Source organism: Janthinobacterium sp. SUN137 (genome assembly GCF_030587265.1).
Taxonomy (GTDB): Bacteria; Pseudomonadota; Gammaproteobacteria; order Burkholderiales; family Burkholderiaceae_D; genus Janthinobacterium; species Janthinobacterium kumbetense.
Genome location: NZ_JAPWHZ010000002.1, coordinates 294,333 through 309,707, shown reverse-complemented (window position 1 = coordinate 309,707; position 15,375 = coordinate 294,333). Strand labels below are relative to the sequence as shown.

At 64.3% G+C, this 15,375-nt stretch carries 15 protein-coding genes; 5 read left to right on the top strand and 10 right to left on the bottom strand.

Annotation, left to right across the window (positions count from 1 at the left end; translation table 11 throughout):
• The first annotated feature begins 27 nt into the window (after positions 1-27).
• From O3298_RS09405 to O3298_RS09390, 4 genes are all read left to right on the top strand, one after another.
• Positions 28-600, top strand: a complete 573-nt coding sequence (locus O3298_RS09405; RefSeq protein WP_289897521.1) for a prepilin-type N-terminal cleavage/methylation domain-containing protein — start codon at positions 28-30, stop codon at positions 598-600.
• A 27-nt stretch (positions 601-627) separates the two neighbouring features.
• The gene (locus O3298_RS09400) at positions 628-990 is read left to right on the top strand and encodes a YgiW/YdeI family stress tolerance OB fold protein (protein ID WP_305059107.1); all 363 of its coding nucleotides are present in this window, start codon (positions 628-630) and stop codon (positions 988-990) included.
• Positions 991-1,224: 234 nt separating this feature from the next.
• Positions 1,225-5,697, top strand: coding sequence for a PAS domain-containing protein (locus O3298_RS09395; protein ID WP_305059106.1), 4,473 nt, complete (start codon positions 1,225-1,227; stop codon positions 5,695-5,697).
• Positions 5,694-6,617, top strand: coding sequence for a diguanylate cyclase domain-containing protein (locus tag O3298_RS09390; RefSeq protein ID WP_099667505.1), 924 nt, complete (start codon positions 5,694-5,696; stop codon positions 6,615-6,617). The genes O3298_RS09395 and O3298_RS09390 overlap by 4 nt, the downstream gene beginning before the upstream one ends.
• Before the next feature lie 9 nt (positions 6,618-6,626).
• On the opposite strand, the gene O3298_RS09385 is transcribed toward O3298_RS09390, so the two are convergent.
• From O3298_RS09385 to O3298_RS09355, 7 genes are all read right to left on the bottom strand, one after another.
• Positions 6,627-6,818, bottom strand: coding sequence for a hypothetical protein (locus O3298_RS09385; RefSeq protein WP_289897519.1), 192 nt, complete (start codon positions 6,816-6,818; stop codon positions 6,627-6,629).
• Positions 6,819-6,926: 108 nt separating this feature from the next.
• The gene (locus tag O3298_RS09380; protein ID WP_251348291.1) at positions 6,927-7,382 is read right to left on the bottom strand and encodes a MaoC family dehydratase; all 456 of its coding nucleotides are present in this window, start codon (positions 7,380-7,382) and stop codon (positions 6,927-6,929) included.
• Positions 7,375-7,872 carry a MaoC family dehydratase gene (locus O3298_RS09375; protein ID WP_099667501.1) on the bottom strand — a complete coding sequence of 166 codons (498 nt, stop codon included), beginning with the start codon at positions 7,870-7,872 and terminating at the stop codon, positions 7,375-7,377. Before O3298_RS09375 ends, O3298_RS09380 begins: the two co-directional genes overlap by 8 nt.
• Positions 7,869-9,014, bottom strand: coding sequence for an acyl-CoA dehydrogenase family protein (locus O3298_RS09370; RefSeq protein ID WP_305059105.1), 1,146 nt, complete (start codon positions 9,012-9,014; stop codon positions 7,869-7,871). Before O3298_RS09370 ends, O3298_RS09375 begins: the two co-directional genes overlap by 4 nt.
• Before the next feature lie 16 nt (positions 9,015-9,030).
• Complete coding sequence (locus O3298_RS09365; protein ID WP_305059104.1) at positions 9,031-10,221, bottom strand: acyl-CoA dehydrogenase family protein; 1,191 nt, start codon at positions 10,219-10,221, stop codon at positions 9,031-9,033.
• A 182-nt stretch (positions 10,222-10,403) separates the two neighbouring features.
• Entirely contained in the window at positions 10,404-10,754 is a 351-nt protein-coding gene (locus tag O3298_RS09360) for a VOC family protein (RefSeq protein ID WP_099667498.1), read from the bottom strand.
• A 97-nt stretch (positions 10,755-10,851) separates the two neighbouring features.
• Positions 10,852-11,439 (bottom strand): TetR/AcrR family transcriptional regulator, encoded by a 588-nt coding sequence (locus O3298_RS09355; RefSeq protein ID WP_305059103.1) that lies wholly within the window; start codon positions 11,437-11,439, stop codon positions 10,852-10,854.
• 156 nt (positions 11,440-11,595) lie between these two features.
• Between O3298_RS09355 and O3298_RS09350 the strand changes: the two genes are divergently transcribed.
• Entirely contained in the window at positions 11,596-12,804 is a 1,209-nt protein-coding gene (locus O3298_RS09350; RefSeq protein ID WP_305059102.1) for an MFS transporter, read from the top strand.
• A gap of 12 nt (positions 12,805-12,816) precedes the next feature.
• On the opposite strand, the gene O3298_RS09345 is transcribed toward O3298_RS09350, so the two are convergent.
• From O3298_RS09345 to O3298_RS09335, 3 genes are read right to left on the bottom strand one after another with little or no spacing between them, the layout of a single operon-like run.
• The gene (locus O3298_RS09345) at positions 12,817-14,406 is read right to left on the bottom strand and encodes an aspartate:alanine exchanger family transporter (protein ID WP_099667495.1); all 1,590 of its coding nucleotides are present in this window, start codon (positions 14,404-14,406) and stop codon (positions 12,817-12,819) included.
• Entirely contained in the window at positions 14,406-14,639 is a 234-nt protein-coding gene (locus tag O3298_RS09340) for a hypothetical protein (RefSeq protein ID WP_305059101.1), read from the bottom strand. The genes O3298_RS09345 and O3298_RS09340 overlap by 1 nt, the downstream gene beginning before the upstream one ends.
• Positions 14,639-15,145 (bottom strand): hypothetical protein, encoded by a 507-nt coding sequence (locus tag O3298_RS09335; RefSeq protein WP_305059100.1) that lies wholly within the window; start codon positions 15,143-15,145, stop codon positions 14,639-14,641. The genes O3298_RS09340 and O3298_RS09335 overlap by 1 nt, the downstream gene beginning before the upstream one ends.
• Positions 15,146-15,375 lie beyond the last annotated feature (230 nt).

Here is a 15,375-nt window from a genome sequence, read left to right as displayed (position 1 = left end):
GTCGCACTTTTTTTCCAAGGAAATCCCATGCTCCCACGCCGCCAGCACGGCTTTACGCTCGTAGAAATCGCCATCGTCCTGGTCATCATCGGCTTGCTGCTCGGCGGCGTGCTCAAGGGACAAGGCTTGATCGACAGCGCCAAGGTGAAAAACATCATCCAGCAATCGAATGCGCTGACGGCCGCCGTCAACGCCTACCAGGACAAGTTCCGCGCCCTGCCCGGCGACGACCTGCAGGGCACCCTGCACGTGCCCAATTCGGCCGGCAACGGCAATGGCGACGGCCAGATCGGCGACGGCCAGCCGCGCGAATTCACCCTGGCGCCGCAGCACCTGGCCCTGGGCGGCTTCATCACCGGCTCGTTCAACGGCACCTCGCAATTCATGACCAGCGCCCAGGGCGGCGCCGTCTACCTGTACAACGACGAAGTGGGCGGCCGCGCCGGCAACGGCATCCGTTTCGACAACTTGCCCGAAAGCTACGCGGAACAGATCGACAGCAAACTCGACGATGGCGTGGCCAGCACGGGCAGCGTCCGGGCGAACATGCCCTATGGCAATGCCGGTGCTATCATCCCCCGCACCGCCGTCTTCTTCTGAGCCGTCAGTCACTATCAAAGGAATACCATGCCACTGCACCGCAAACTCATCGTCTCCCTGGCCGCCTGCGCCTTGCTGGCCGGCAGCGCGCACGCCCAATACGTGGGCCCGACGGCCGGCCCGGCCGCACCCAGCAGCGTGGCCGCCATCCTGAAAAACCCCGTCGACGACCAGGCCGTCGTGCTGCGCGGCCATTTGCTGCGCAAAGTGGGCAAGGAGAAATACACGTTCTCCGACGGCACGGCGGAAATCCGCGTGGACATCGACGACAAGGTCTTCATGAACCGCAAGATCGACGCCAAGACCCAAGTGGAAATCCGCGGCGAAGTGGAGAAAGATTTCATGGAGAGCCCGGAAATCGATGTCGACGTACTGACCGTGGTGCAATAAGCATCGCCGCCCTCCCGCCGCCATGGCGGGATGGGCGTCCCCCCCTCCTCTGTATGCCTTGCGCAACCTTTTTTCCATTCCAGAAACTAGGCTTGTCAGAAGAATCAATTTCGTCTAGCATCTTTTCATTCAAGGTCAGCCAGCGCCAGCGTGAGCCTGCCTGTCGACTCATCCATTCTGGGAGCTTTCCGGGTGCAAGATTTGCCTTCGATACGCTCAAGAATTTCATGGCTGGTGCTCGCCTGGGTCATTCCGACGGCGCTCGTGTTTCTCCTGCTCGTGGCGCAAAGTTACACGCGCGAACGCGACCATGTCGTCAGCGAAACGGCGCAGGCGGCGCGCGCGGTGGCCGCCGCCGTCGAACGCGACTTGAACGGCGCCCAGATGGCCGCGCGCATCCTGGCCGGCTCGCCCGCCCTGCAAGCGGACGACATCGGCGCCCTGCGGGCCCTGGCCGCCGGCCTGCTGCAGCCTGGCCTGGCCGTCAGCGCCTTCATCGTCTCCGACGCCAAGGGCCGCCAGCTGATCAATACGACCCTGCCCGCCAGCCAGGCGCCGCCTCCCCTGCCGCAAAAATGGGCCGCCAGCATGGAGCGCACGCGCGACTCCGGCAAGCCGCGGCTGACCAGCCTGACCAAGGCGCCCGACAGCCTGCCGCAGCTGGCCCTGAACCTGCCCTTGCCGCGCAGCCAGGGTAGCGCCTACGTGCTGACGGCCCTATACCCGCCCGACTACTTGGCCGTGCTGCTGCGCGAGCTGCACCTGCCAGCCTACCTGGGCGCGGCCATCATCAATGCCGACGGCATCAACGTGGCGCGCACGCTGGCGCCGCAGCGCTATGTGGGCCAGCGCAGCGCGGCGCCCCTGCTGGAACAGATACGCCAGGCGCGCGAAGGCGTGCTGCGCCATGCCACGCTGGAAGGCATCGACGTGTATACGGGCTTTCGCCGCGCTCCGGACGCCGCCTGGACGGTGGCCGTCACCATGCGCACCAGCACGGTGGCGCAAGCCCTGCTGCGCTCGGTAGTCACGGGTTCCCTCATCCTGGCGCTGCTGCTGGGCGCCGGCTTCGCCCTGGCATGGCGCGTGGGCGGCCGCCTGGCCAGCACCCTGCAGGAACTGACGCAGCAGATCCATGCGCTGGCGCAAGGCAAACCCCTGCTCTCGAACCGGCACGCGGACCGCGAATCGGCCGACATGGCCAGCGCCCTGGGCGCGCTGGAACGCGACCTGCGGCGTCACCGCACGCAGCTCGAAAGCCTGGTGGCCGAGCGCACGCTGGCCCTGGGGAAGTCCACGCGCCTGCTGGAAACCGTGTACGCGACGGCGCCGATCGGCATGCTGTTCGTGGACCTGGACTTGCGCATTGTCATGATCAACCACTACCTGGCCGCCATCAACGGGGCCAGCGTGGCGCAGCACCTGGGCCGTCCCGTGGGCGCCATGCTGTTCGACGACGCCGTGCGGGCGGAGGTGGAACGCTGCGTGCGCCAGGTGCTCGGGACGGGACAGCCCATCGTCGACATCGAATTGAAGGGCCATAGCGGCCAGCAGCGCGAGCAATTGAGTCACTGGATCGTCTCGTACCACCCGATCTTCGGCCCGGAACAGCAATTGCTGGGCGTATCGGGCCTGTGGCTGGACATTAGCGAGCGCAAGCGCAGCGAAGCGGAATTTCGCCGCTCGAAACACCTGTTTGGCACCATTATCGAAAACATCCCGGCCATGGTCTTCGTCAAGCGCGCCGACAAGCTGAGCTTTGAAATGGTCAACCGCCACGCGGAACTGACCCTGGGACGCTCGCGCGAACAGTTGCTGGGCAAGACGGACCACGATTTCTTCCCGCCGCAGCAGGCGTCCTCCTTCGTCAGCGCCGACCGCAAGCTGCTGGCCACGGGGCAGATGGTGGAAATCGAACAGGAAGCGATCAATACGGCCGACGGCACCACGCGCCACTTCACCACGCGCAAGGTGGTCTTGCGCGACGATGCGGGGCGCGCCAGCCATGTGCTGGGGGTATCGATCGACATCACGGAACGCAAGCGCGCCACCGAGGTGCTGCACGCCACCACCTGGCGCCTGGAACAGAACGAACGCTTCATCCGCACCGTCACCGACAACCTGCCCGGCATGGTGTCGTACTGGGGCGCCGATTTGCGTTGCCGATTTGCAAATAAATTCTATAACGAATGGTTTGGCCGCAGCAGCGCCGAGCTGGCCGGCATCCACATGAGCGAATTGCTGGGGCAGGAACTGTTCGACGTGTATGCGCCCCACGTCGAGGGCGTGCTGGCGGGCCGGCCGCAAAGCTTCGAGCGCGACCTGCTCGATCCCGGCGGCCAGGTGTGCCACACGTGGACCAATTACATCCCCGATTTCGACGACGGCGGCGGCGTGCGCGGCTTCTTCGTGCTGGCCTCGGACGTTTCCGAACTCAAGCGCACGGAATTGCGCCTGCATGAACTCAACGAGCAGATGGTGCGCGCGCGCGACAAGGCCGAGGCCGCCAGCGTCGCGAAAAGCGAATTCGTCGCCAACATGAGCCATGAAATCCGCACGCCGATGAACGCCATTATCGGCCTGGCGCGCCTGCTGGAAGAGTCGCCGCTGGAAAGGCGCGAGCGCAGCTATGTAGGCAAGATCCAGATGGCGACGCAGTCGCTGCTCAATATCGTCAATGACGTGCTCGATTTTTCCAAGATCGAGGCGGGACAGATGGTGCTGGAGCAGCGCCGCTTCCAGCTCGAGCGCATGTTGGGCAGCGTGGGCGTGTTGCTGGCCAGCAGCGCCTGGGCGCGCGGCGTGGAGCCCGTGTTCGTGCTCGCCCCCGGCGTGCCGGACGAACTGATCGGCGACGCCCTGCGCGTGGAGCAAATCCTCATCAACCTGATGGGCAACGCTGTCAAGTTCACCTCGCATGGCGAAGTGGTGCTGTCGATCGACAAGGTGGCCGAGGATGCGGACAGCGCCACCCTCGAGTTTTCCGTGCGCGACACGGGCATCGGCATCGGCGCGGCCGAGCAGGAACGCATCTTCGACGCGTTTTCCCAGGGCGACAGCGGCACCAGCCGCAAATATGGGGGCACGGGACTGGGGCTGGCCATCTGCCGGCGCATGGTGGAATTGATGGGCGGCACCCTCAGCGTGAAAAGCACGCTGGGCAAGGGCTCCGACTTCCGCTTCCGCTGCCGCTTCGACAAGGTGGCGCCGCCGCCCGAGCCGCCCGGCAAGAGCGCGCCCAGGGTCCAGTCGCTGCTGATCATCGACGACAATGCCAGCGTGCGCGCCATGCTGGAAGAGTGGTGCGCGGCGCAGGGCTGGCACAGCCGCAGCGCCGACAGCGGCGCGGCCGGTCTGGCCCTGCTGCGCGCCCACAGCAGCGGCGGGCCGGCGGCGGACCTGGTGCTGCTCGACGCAGCCATGCCCGGCATGGATGGCATTTCCATGCTCACCGAGGCGCGCGCCGACGAACGCCTGGTACTGCCGCCCGTGATCATGCTGGTGGCCGACCAGGATAGCGAAAACCTCGAACGCCTGGCCGACAGCCTAATGTTGGCAGGCATCGTTTCAAAGCCGGCCACCCCGGCGCGCCTGCTGGCGGCCGTGACGGCCGTGCGCGAAGGCCGCAGCACGCCTTCGGCGCTGCCCGTGTCCACGCCCTTGTCGGGTTTGCTCACAGGCATGCGCGTGCTGCTGGTGGAAGACAATGAAATCAACCAGGAAGTGGCGCAATACATCCTGCTGCATTCGGGCGCGCGCGTGACCGTGGCCGCCAACGGCCGGCTGGCCGTCGACTTGCTCACCAGCACGCCGGACGCCTGGGACGTGCTGCTGATGGATTTGCAGATGCCCGTCATGAACGGCTACGACGCCACCCTGGCCATCCGCGCCCTGGGCTTGCCGGACTTGCCCATCATCGCCATGACGGCCAATGCCATGGACGAAGACCGCCTGCGCGCCATCGCCAGCGGCATGAATGCGCATGTGGCCAAGCCCATCGACGTCGACGAGATGATACAGACGCTGACCCGGCTGGTGCCGTCGCCCCCGGCTGGCGGCGACGGTGCCGTGCAGGCAGCCGACGCCGTCGCGCGGACGCTGGACTTGCCCGCCACGGTGCCCGGCATCGACCTGGCGGCGGCCCTGCACCGATTCGGCGGCGACTACGGCGCCTTCCTGGCCCTGCTCAAGCGCTTTGAGAATTCGCAAGGCGACGCCGTCGAGGAAACGCGGCGCCTGCTGGCCGCCGGCCAGGTGCAGCAGGCGGCGCAGCTGTTGCACCGCGTGTGCGGCGTGGCGGCCAACCTGGGCGCCACGCAGATCGCCAGCCTGGCCGCCGAGACGGAGAAAACGCTGAAAACGGGGCAATCGCACGCCACGGCCGCCATGCTGGGCCGCCTGGAACAGGCGATGGCCGAAGTCATCGAAGCGGCGCGCACCCTGCCTTCGCCCCTGCGGCGCGGCCAGCCGGCGGCGGCCGCGCCCGGCAGCGGGCCCGTCGACCTGCACGCCGGCCTGGCCGAATTGCTGGTCTTGATCCGCAACAACAACCTGAAAGCGCTGGCGCAATTTCACGCGCTGCACCCCGCCCTGCAACAGTCAGACCGGGAAGCGGCGCTGGCGATGGCACATGCGATTGAAACGCTGAATTTTGCCGAGGCGGAAGAACTCGTGCTCGATCAGCTGAAACGAGAGGAAAACAAGTGAGCTGGACCAACCTTGCCATGAACGGGCGCATCCTCATCGTCGATGACGCCATGGAAAACATCCAGATCCTGCACCAGCTGCTGCGCGAGGAGCACGACGTGCTGTTCGCCCTGAGCGGTGTGAAGGCGCTGGAAATTGCGCATAATCAACTGCCGGACCTGATCCTGCTCGACGCCGTCATGCCCGGCATGGATGGCTATGCCGTGTGCAGCGCGCTGCGCGAATCGGCCCTGCTGAGCGCCATTCCCGTCATCTTCGTCACGGCCCTGAACCAGCCCGAGGACGAGACGCGGGCGCTGGAAGCGGGCGCCGTCGATTTCATCACGAAACCGTTCAACGCGGCCGTCGTGCGCGCCCGCGTGCGCAGCCAGCTGACCATCAAGCGGCAGGCGGACGCCATGCGCGAACTGTCGCTGACGGATTCGCTCACGGGCGTGGCCAACCGGCGCAGCTTCAACGACACGATGGACAGCGAATGGCGGCGCTGCGCGCGCGACGGCGTGCCGATGGCCATCATCATGGCCGATATCGACCATTTCAAGGATTACAACGATACGTATGGCCATCAGGCGGGCGACCTGTGCCTGCAGCAGGTGAGCGCCGCCCTGCGCCGCTGCGCCGTGCGCCCGCCCGACCTGCTGGCGCGCTATGGCGGCGAGGAATTCATCATCCTGCTGCCGCAGGAAACGCGCGACGGCGCCGAAGTGGTGGCCCAGCGCATCCTCGACGAAGTGCGCGCGCTGGACATTCCCCACGCCAAATCGAGCGTCGGCCCGCACGTCACCGTCAGCCTGGGCATGGCCAGCGTCATGCCCACGGAAGGCATGGACCCCAGCACCCTGATCCGCGCCGCCGACGCCCTGCTGTACCGCGCCAAGCATACGGGGCGGGACAGATATTGCGCGTCGGAAGAGGAGTGAGCTGGCAGGCTAGCGGCTCCTTGCCGGCGCGGCATTGGAACGATTGGTCCCCGACGGCCGTCCCGTCGTGCTGGGCCAGCCGCCCGCATTGCCCGGGCCAGGACCTCTGCCCGTAGCGCCGCTGCCCCCGGCGGCCGCCTTGCCGCTGCCCGTGGCGCCCTTGCCGGCGCCGCTATTTCCACTGTTTGCCTTGTTGGACATCATCGCCTCCTTCGCCGGAAACCGCCGGCGCGCCAACAGCGTACACCTGGCGCACGCGCAGAAGCGCACGACTGCCTGCCGGCCGGCGAAGCGGGTTCAACTTGCCGCTCAGGGATAGCAGCGCATCAAAAACTCCGCCACGCACACGGGCTTAGTATCACCTTCCCGCTCCATGGTGACGGCCCAGTTGACTTGCGCCCCTTCCGGCAAGTCGTCGACGGAGAGGATGTCGAGGCGCGCGCGCAGGCGGCTGTTCACGGGCACGGGCGCGGGGAAGCGCACCTTGTTGAGCCCATAATTGATAGCCATGCGGATGCCGGCCATGTGCAAGGCCCCCTGCAGCATGGCGGGCAACAGGGACAAGGTCAAGAAACCGTGCGCCACGGTGCAGCCGTACGGCGACTCGCGCGCGCAGCGCTCCGCGTCGACGTGGATCCACTGATGGTCGTCCGTCGCATCGGCAAAGGTGTCGATGCGCTGCTGGGTGATGGTGAGCCAGTCGGAAACGGCCACGTGCTGTCCCGCCAGGGCCTGGAAACCGGCGATGCCGGCGATATCACGCATGGTGTTGCTCCGCTGGCTCCGCCGGGCGGCGGCCGAACATGCCCATGCCCTCCACCGTCGTCACCACTTCGCCGTGCTGGTTGCGCACGCTCCACACGGAAATGACGATGCCGCGGTCCGGTTTCGACGTGGATGGGCGCACTTCCTTGACTTGGTAGGTCAGCTGCAAGGTATCGCCCGCGCGCACGGGCTTGAGCCAGCGGATGCTGTCCAGGCCGGGCGAGCCCATGCTGGACGAATGCTTGAGCAGGTTATCCACCACCAGGCGCATCATCATGCCGCACGTGTGCCAGCCGCTGGCGATGACGCCCTTGAAGATGGTTTTTTCGGCGGCCGCATGGTCGACGTGGAACGGTTGCGGATCGAAATCCGTGGCGAAGGCGATGATTTCCCGCTCCGTCACGTGGCGCTGGCCCAGGTCGATTTCCAGGCCTTGCGTAAAATCTTCGAAATACCAGTGCTTGGGTTTGATTCCAGTCAATGCGGTCATGCGGTCTCCGTCGGCAAAAAGCCCGGCTGGGCGATAAAGCGTTCGATATGGTGCTCCACGTCGCCCAGGGTCAGGGCGATCATGGAGAGGCGCTTGAAATGGTGGGCGGCAGGCAATTCGTCCGTCACGCCCATGCCGCCATGCAACTGCACGGCTTGCTGGCCGACAAAGGTGGCGGCCAGGCCCACCCTCGCCTTGGCGGCGGACACCGTGCGGCGCCGCTCGGCCGCGTCGGCGCTGTCGGCCTTGGCGGCGGCCAACATGGCCATCGAGCGCGCCTGCTCCAGGTGGATGAACATGTCGGCCATGCGGTGCTGCAAGGCCTGGAACTTGCCGATGGGCGCGCCGAACTGCTGGCGCGTCTTCAGATACTCGAGCGTGGCGGCGAAGATGGCGTCCATGGCGCCCACGGCTTCCGCGCACAGCAGGGCGGCGCCGTAATCGACGGCCGCGTCCAGCACGGCCCAGCCCTGCCCCACCTGACCGATCAGCGCGTCATGCCCCAGCACCACTTGCACGAGGGTGACGGTGGCGGCGCGCTGGCCGTCGATGGTGCGGCAGTCGCGCACGGTCACGCCCGGTGCATCGGCGGGAACGAGGAACAGCGAAATGCCGTCCGTGTCGTCCTGGCCGCCGCCGCTGCGCGCGGAAACGATCAGGGAATCCGCCTGCGCGCCGTGGATGACGACGGTTTTCTCGCCGTCCAGCACGAAACCGTCGCCGCTGGCGGTTGCCGTGGTGGCGATGTCATGCAGATCATGGCGCGACTGGCGTTCGCCCAGCGCACACGCCAGTTTGAGGCTGCCGCTGGCAACCTGCTCCAGCACGGCGCCATGACCGCCCGCCAGGGTCAGGAAGCGCGCCCCCAGCACGGTGGCGAAATACGGTTCGACCACGAGGCCGCGTCCCAGTTCCTGCATCACCAGCAGCATGTCCACGGCCGTGCCGTCGAAGCCGCCCGCCGCGGCCGGCAGCGGCAAGGCCGTCATGCCCAGCTCGGCCAGGGTGGCCCAGGCAGCGCTTGAGACGCCCGTGGCCGAGTGGACGATCTGCTTGCGTGTTTCAAACGAGTAATCCTTGTCGACCCAGCGCCGGAGCGCATCGGCGAATTGCTGCTGTTCCTGATTAAAATGGAAGTCCATGTCGTCTCCTTCTGGCTTACAGGCCCAGGATCATCTGCGTGATGATATTTTTCTGGATTTCATTCGAGCCGCCATAGATCGATGTCTTGCGGTAATTGAAGTAATACGCGGCCAAGGGCGCTGCCAGGTCGTCGCCGGCTGCACTGTGCGGCGCGCCGCCATCGAGGAAAGCGGGATCGAAGGGCAAGGCTTGCGGGCCGATGGCTTCCACCATCAGTTCCGTCAGTTGCTGCTGCAATTCCGAACCGCGCACCTTCAGCATCGACGCCTGCGGTCCCGGCCCCTTGCCTTCATCGCTGATGACGCGCAAGACCGTCATTTCCAGCGCCATCAATTCGATTTCCAGGGTAGCGACCTTGGCCGCAAAGGCGGGATCGTGCAGCAGCGGCGCGCCGCGCTTGGTTTGCTGCATGGCCAGTTGCTTGAGGAAAGTCAATTCGCGCTTGGAGCGGCCGACGGCGGCGATGCCCGTGCGCTCGTGCCCCAGCAGATACTTGGCGTAAGTCCAGCCCTTGTTTTCCTGGCCCACCAGGTTGCTGACGGGCACGCGCACGTTGTCGAAGAAGACTTCGTTCACTTCATGTTCTTCATCGAGCATGATGATGGGACGCACGGTGATGCCCGGCGTTTTCATGTCGATCAACAGGAAACTGATGCCTTCCTGCTTGCGCACCGTGCTATCCGTGCGCACCAGGCAAAAGATCATGTCCGCGTGCTGGCCCAGCGTCGTCCAGGTTTTCTGGCCATTGACGATGTAATGGTTGCCGTCGCGCTGGGCCGTGGTTTTCAGGGAAGCGAGGTCGGAACCGGCGCCCGGCTCGGAGTAGCCCTGGCACCACCAGTCGTCGCAGTTCAGGATGCGCGGCAGATAATATGCTTTCTGTTCGGCGTTGGCGAAGGCCATGATGACGGGCGCCACCATGTTGACGCCGAAGGGCAGGATGGGCGGCGTGGCGGCGCGCGCGCACTCGTCTTCCCAGATGTGGCGCTGCACGGCCGTCCAGCCCGTGCCGCCATGTTCGACGGGCCAGGCCGGCGCGGCCCAGCCTTGCTTTGCGACAATCTTGTGCCAGCGCACGTAATCGTCGCGGTTCAGGCGCAGATGCTGGCGCACCTTGCGCTGCAAGTCCGCCGGCAAATGGGTGTCGAGGAAGGCGCGCACCGTGTCGCGGAACGCCGTCTCCCCGGCCGTGTAATGCAGGTCCATGTCTGTCTCCTTGTTCTTATCGGTTGCCGTGATGACTGCACGCAAGGAAGCTCAGCGCACAAAAAAGCACGACCGTTCTCAAGGATTGTACAACAGATTGGGAGCGGCGCCAGGGGTTTTACAAAGGCTGGCGCGCAAGGGAAGCGGGCGGAATTGATTGCCTGCTGCCGCAGGTACTTCGCCTATATGTGCGACAGGATATTAATGAGCTTGCCGAAAGGGTCGCGCACGAAAAACCGCCTGACACCCCAAGGTTCATCGACAGGACCATATTCAATGGGAAACCCCGCCACACGCATGCGTGCCAATGCGGCATCCACGTCATCGACTTCTATGGAAAGATCGGGCACAGCGGTGTTCGAGCCGCCTTGCGTCGCGAAGCTCACTTGCACGCTCATCTCGCTTTGCGAACCATACGTCATGATCCAGCCATGGTCCATCAACAGGCTCAGACCCAGCACGTCCTCGTAAAACGTCCGCGCCAGGCCCGGATCCGACGCCGGGAAATTTGCAACGATACGCTTGACTTGCATATTTTTCCTCCATGTCTATATAAGTCCAACCCTGCTCAATATCGTCATCCACGTCTCCAGACGTGTCCGCTTCTGGCGAGATTGCCACTGTACACAATTACCTTTGAAGCAACATCCCCCGCAGCAGCAATTCCAAAGCCGCGATTGCTTTTATCAGGCGCGCATTGCCTTCGTCACCGTCTGCGATCCAGAACGCCGCTTCTGCCAGGCTGCCGTAGATCAGCGAAGCCAATGCCTGTGGGCAAGCGTCAGCCACGATGCCTTGCTGAATCAGCTGCTGGATCAGCTTTTGCATCGACTCGAGGCAATGGCGCTGCGAGTCCGGTGAAGCGCCACCGAGGACTGCCCTGGCATCGCGCAAGACGATGCGCTGAATTTCCGGCTCCAGGGCCATCTCCAGATAGGCACGGCAGCGGCTGCGAAAGCCTTCCCACGAGTCTGCGGCGCTGTCGGAGATGGCTTGCAGGCGGCCATCCATTTCCGCATCGATCTGCTCCACCACGGCCAGCAGCAAGCCCTTCTTGTCGCCGAAGTGATGATACAGGGCGCCACGCGTCAGGCCTGCCTGCGCGGTCAGGTCGTCCATCGATGTGTCGGCATAGCCGCGCTCGCTAAACACTTTGCGGGCCGTGGCCAGCAACGATGCACGGGTTTCTTCCATTTCCACACGGGTGCGGCGAACCATTGCTCTCTCCTTACATACGCAGCGTATGATTATTTACATTCATCACGTATGTATATATACTATTCATACGCGCTGTATGTATTATCACTTTGATGCCCCTCCGTTGCAAGCAGGGCATGCGCCGTATATCAAATGATCACATGAAGGAAATGAACCATGAGTACGTCTCCCCACGTTGCCACAGAAACCACTGTGCGCCACCCATGGCTGGCGGTCGGCGCTGTCGGCATGGCCACCTTTTCGGTCGTGACGACGGAAATGCTCCCGGTCGGCCTGTTGACGCCGATTGCAGACACGCTGGACACCTCCACGGGAACCGCCGGCCTGATGATCTCGCTGCCAGCATTGCTGGCGGCCATGTTCGCGCCGCTGGTCGTGGTCGCATCGGGAAGCCTGGACAGGCGCAAGATTCTCTGTGGTTTGCTGACACTATTGGTGATCGCGAACATTGCCTCGGCCCTGGCGCAGAATATGGCGTGGATGCTGGCTGCCCGTGTGCTCGTCGGTTTTTGCATGGGCGGCATCTGGGCCATCGCCGGCGGCCTCGCTTCCCGCCTGGTTCCTGCCCGCTCGACCGGCCTGGCAACGTCGATCATCTTCGGTGGCGTGGCGGCAGCTTCCGTGCTGGGCGTGCCACTAGGCGCACAAATCGGCGACGTTGCAGGATGGCGCTGGGCCTTCGGCGTCATGGCGCTGTTCAGTAGCCTGGTACTGGCGCTGCATCTGGCTGTCATTCCCGCACTGCCCGCGGCCGGTGCGGCGACCTGGCGCCAATTCGGCAAACAGCTGCGCAACAGGCAGTTGCAAGCGGGGCTGCTTCTGACTCTGTTGCTGGTGAGTAGCCATTTCATGGCCTTTACCTTCGTGCGCCCGCTACTGCTGTCCGTGTCGGGGTTTGATGCGCAATGGCTGGGCGCACTGCTGTTTGCCTATGGCTGCGCGGGCATCATTGGAAACTTCCTGGTGGGCGTGGTTGCCGTGCGGCGCACGGCGACTACCATCATCGCCATCTCGGGCGGCCTGCTGCTCACGCCGCTGCTGTTCCTGGCGATCGGCGATTCCGGCATCGGCGGCGGCATGGTATTGCTGGCCTGGGGACTGGCCTACGGCGGCGTATCGGTCGGCCTGATGACCTTGATGCTGAAGGCGGCGCCCCGGGCCGTGGAGATCGTCGCCGCGCTGTATGTGGGCGTCTTCAATATCGGCATTGCGCTCGGGGCGTGGACCGGTGGCCAGGCCGTGGACAGGCTGGGCCTCTCAGCCAACCTGTGGCTTGCCGCAGGATGCGCCGCGGCCGCCTTGCTGTTGTCTTTTGGCATCCGTTTTGTTGACACCAACAAGCAGCCTGGCACCGCAAGAGACTGACTGTGGCCGCCATCATCCGTACAGATGCAGCAGCACCTGCACGGCAACGATCTTGACGATGGTCATGCTGGGGAAGATCATGGCGTAGCCCAGGTTCGGGCGGTCCGACTTGGCCAGGCGGTTGGCGAACACCAGCACGGCCGGGTTGCCCGTGGCGCCGGCCGCGATGCCCAGCAATTCAGGAAACGGCAGGCGCAGGAAGATCTTGCCCAGGATCACGACGAGCGCCACCACCACCAGCACCGTCACGGCCCCCAGCGCCAGCATGGGCAAGCCATCGGCGCCCACCTGCTGCACGAAGGGCAAGCCGGACGCCATGCCGACGGAGGCGAGGAAAATCGTCAAGCCATAGTTGCGCATCACCAGGTTGGCCGACAGCGGCAAGCGCCAGCTGATCTTGCCGACCCTGCCCAGGCGCCCCAGGATCAGCGCCATCACCAGCGGACCGCCCGCCAGGCCCAGGCTGAACGAACCGATCCACGGCAAGGGGATAGGTACCAGGCCCAGCAATACACCCAATACCATGCCCATGCCCAGCGAGACATAGCTGAACTCGGCCGTGGCCGTGATGGAATTGCCGAACAGCTTGCGCACGTCGGCTGCATGTTTCGCCGGTGCAATGGCCATCACCCTGTCGCCGAATTCCAGGGTCAGGAACGGGTGCGGCAGGATCATGGCGTCGCCACGGCGTATGAAGGCGATCTGCAGGGGAAAATCTTTCCCAAGATTCAGCTCGCCCAGGGGCACGCCGACGATTTCTGCATCCGATACGAACACTTCCGTGCCATCGAACGCGCTGCGGTCCTTCATCAGGCGGCCCGGGTCCAGGTGGCCCAGCGCCGTGCGCGCCGCTTCCACGCCCGCCACCGTGCCCGACACCATCAGCGCATCGCCCACGCCGAGCACGAGGCCCGGATCGGGCAAGCGGTTCTGGTGGCCCTGGCGCACGCCGATCACTTGCACGCCCGCCAGGGGGCCATCGGCCAGTTCGGACAGGGCCGCGCCCGCCAATTTCGCTTCATCGATGGTAATTTCCGACACGACGATGGGCGCCGGCGGCGGCGTCAGCACGGGTTTTAATATGCGCCCCGCCAGGTACAGGCCCAGCATGGGGCCGACGACGCCGAACGGGTACGCGACGGCATAGCCGACGGCCGCGTCGCCATTGCCGTGCGACGCTTCCAGCGCCGCCTGCAGGGCTGCCGTACTGGTCATGGCGCCGGCAAACACGCCGCTGGCCATGCGCAGCGAGATATCGATCCACTGCCCGCCCCAGACGGACACGGCCAGGCCGCCCATGACGGCGGCAAAGGCGATCAGGTTATGTTTCTGCCCCGCACCGCGCAAGCCGGCGAAAAACTGCACGCCATACTGCACGCCTATGCCATACAGAAACAGCAGCAAGCCGATGGAGCCGACCATCGGCGGCGGCACGGCGCCGGGAGCAAACGCGCCCAGCGCCAACCCCGCGAACAGCACGCCGCCCACGCCCAGCGAAAAGCCGAACACGCTGATGCGTCCCAGCGCATAACCGGCGCCGATGACGAGAAACAGGGCGAGGATGGGCGTGGACTCCAGCGTGTGGCGAAATAATTGAAGCATCAGGCAACCTTGGTCTGGGGAAGGCCCAGTTTAGCATGCACAAAAGCAACACGATGGCGATGATGGCAAGCAAGCGTGCGCAGCTTTGTGCATATAAAACGGGCAAAAAAAAGCCCGCTGCGGGAGCGGGCTGAATCTAATTCCTGTGAGGAAGTAGAGGAGACAGGTGCAATGATGCCGCATCGCAACATATAAATCCAATTGCATGTTGTGATGATGGAAATATGTTTCATCAATATCTGACCTGGGACGTTCCAAAAATGAGGAGTTTTCGATGCGATCGTTGTTCGCGCGTCACCAGCACGCGGGCTTGCTCCACGCTTACGCAAGTCTGCGGCGCAAACCCTGCCGGCACGGTCTCCACATCTCGCGCGATGACTTGCGGATCATTAAGCACGTCATAGTCTGCACGCTTGAAAAACAGTTGCTCGATACCGGCGTCTCCCGCCGGCAACGGCTTGACGACGATGAGCGACCAATGGCCTTCATCCCCCAGAAATTGCTTTTGCTTCAGGAAGGCGTTGACGCGACCTGCATGGGGCGCCGATTCGCTCAGCTCGCTCTGATAAAGACCCAGCGGGCACAGCGCCGTGCCGGCCGGCCACCCCATGTCGGGCAACGCTGCGACCGTGACCGGGCGCAACTGGGCCAGATGGCGGTCGAGCGAATGCTTTTCCGCCGAACAGGCGCCAAGCGCCGTCAGCGCGAGCATGCCGGCGGCGCGTAACAGAGCAATCATCGGGTGGTTTCCTTCTGGAGGGTAGGATTACGTGAAGGTATGGTAAGCGATAAGCCGATGGAAACGGGCAAAAAAAACCCGCTACGGAAGCGGGCTGAATCTATTTCCTTGGAGGAGATAGAGGAGACAGATGAATGATGCCGCATCGCAGCATCATTATCCAATTGCATGTTGTGATGATAGAAATACGATCCCGCTATATCTCTACATGCCTCCCCTGCCCCGCCATC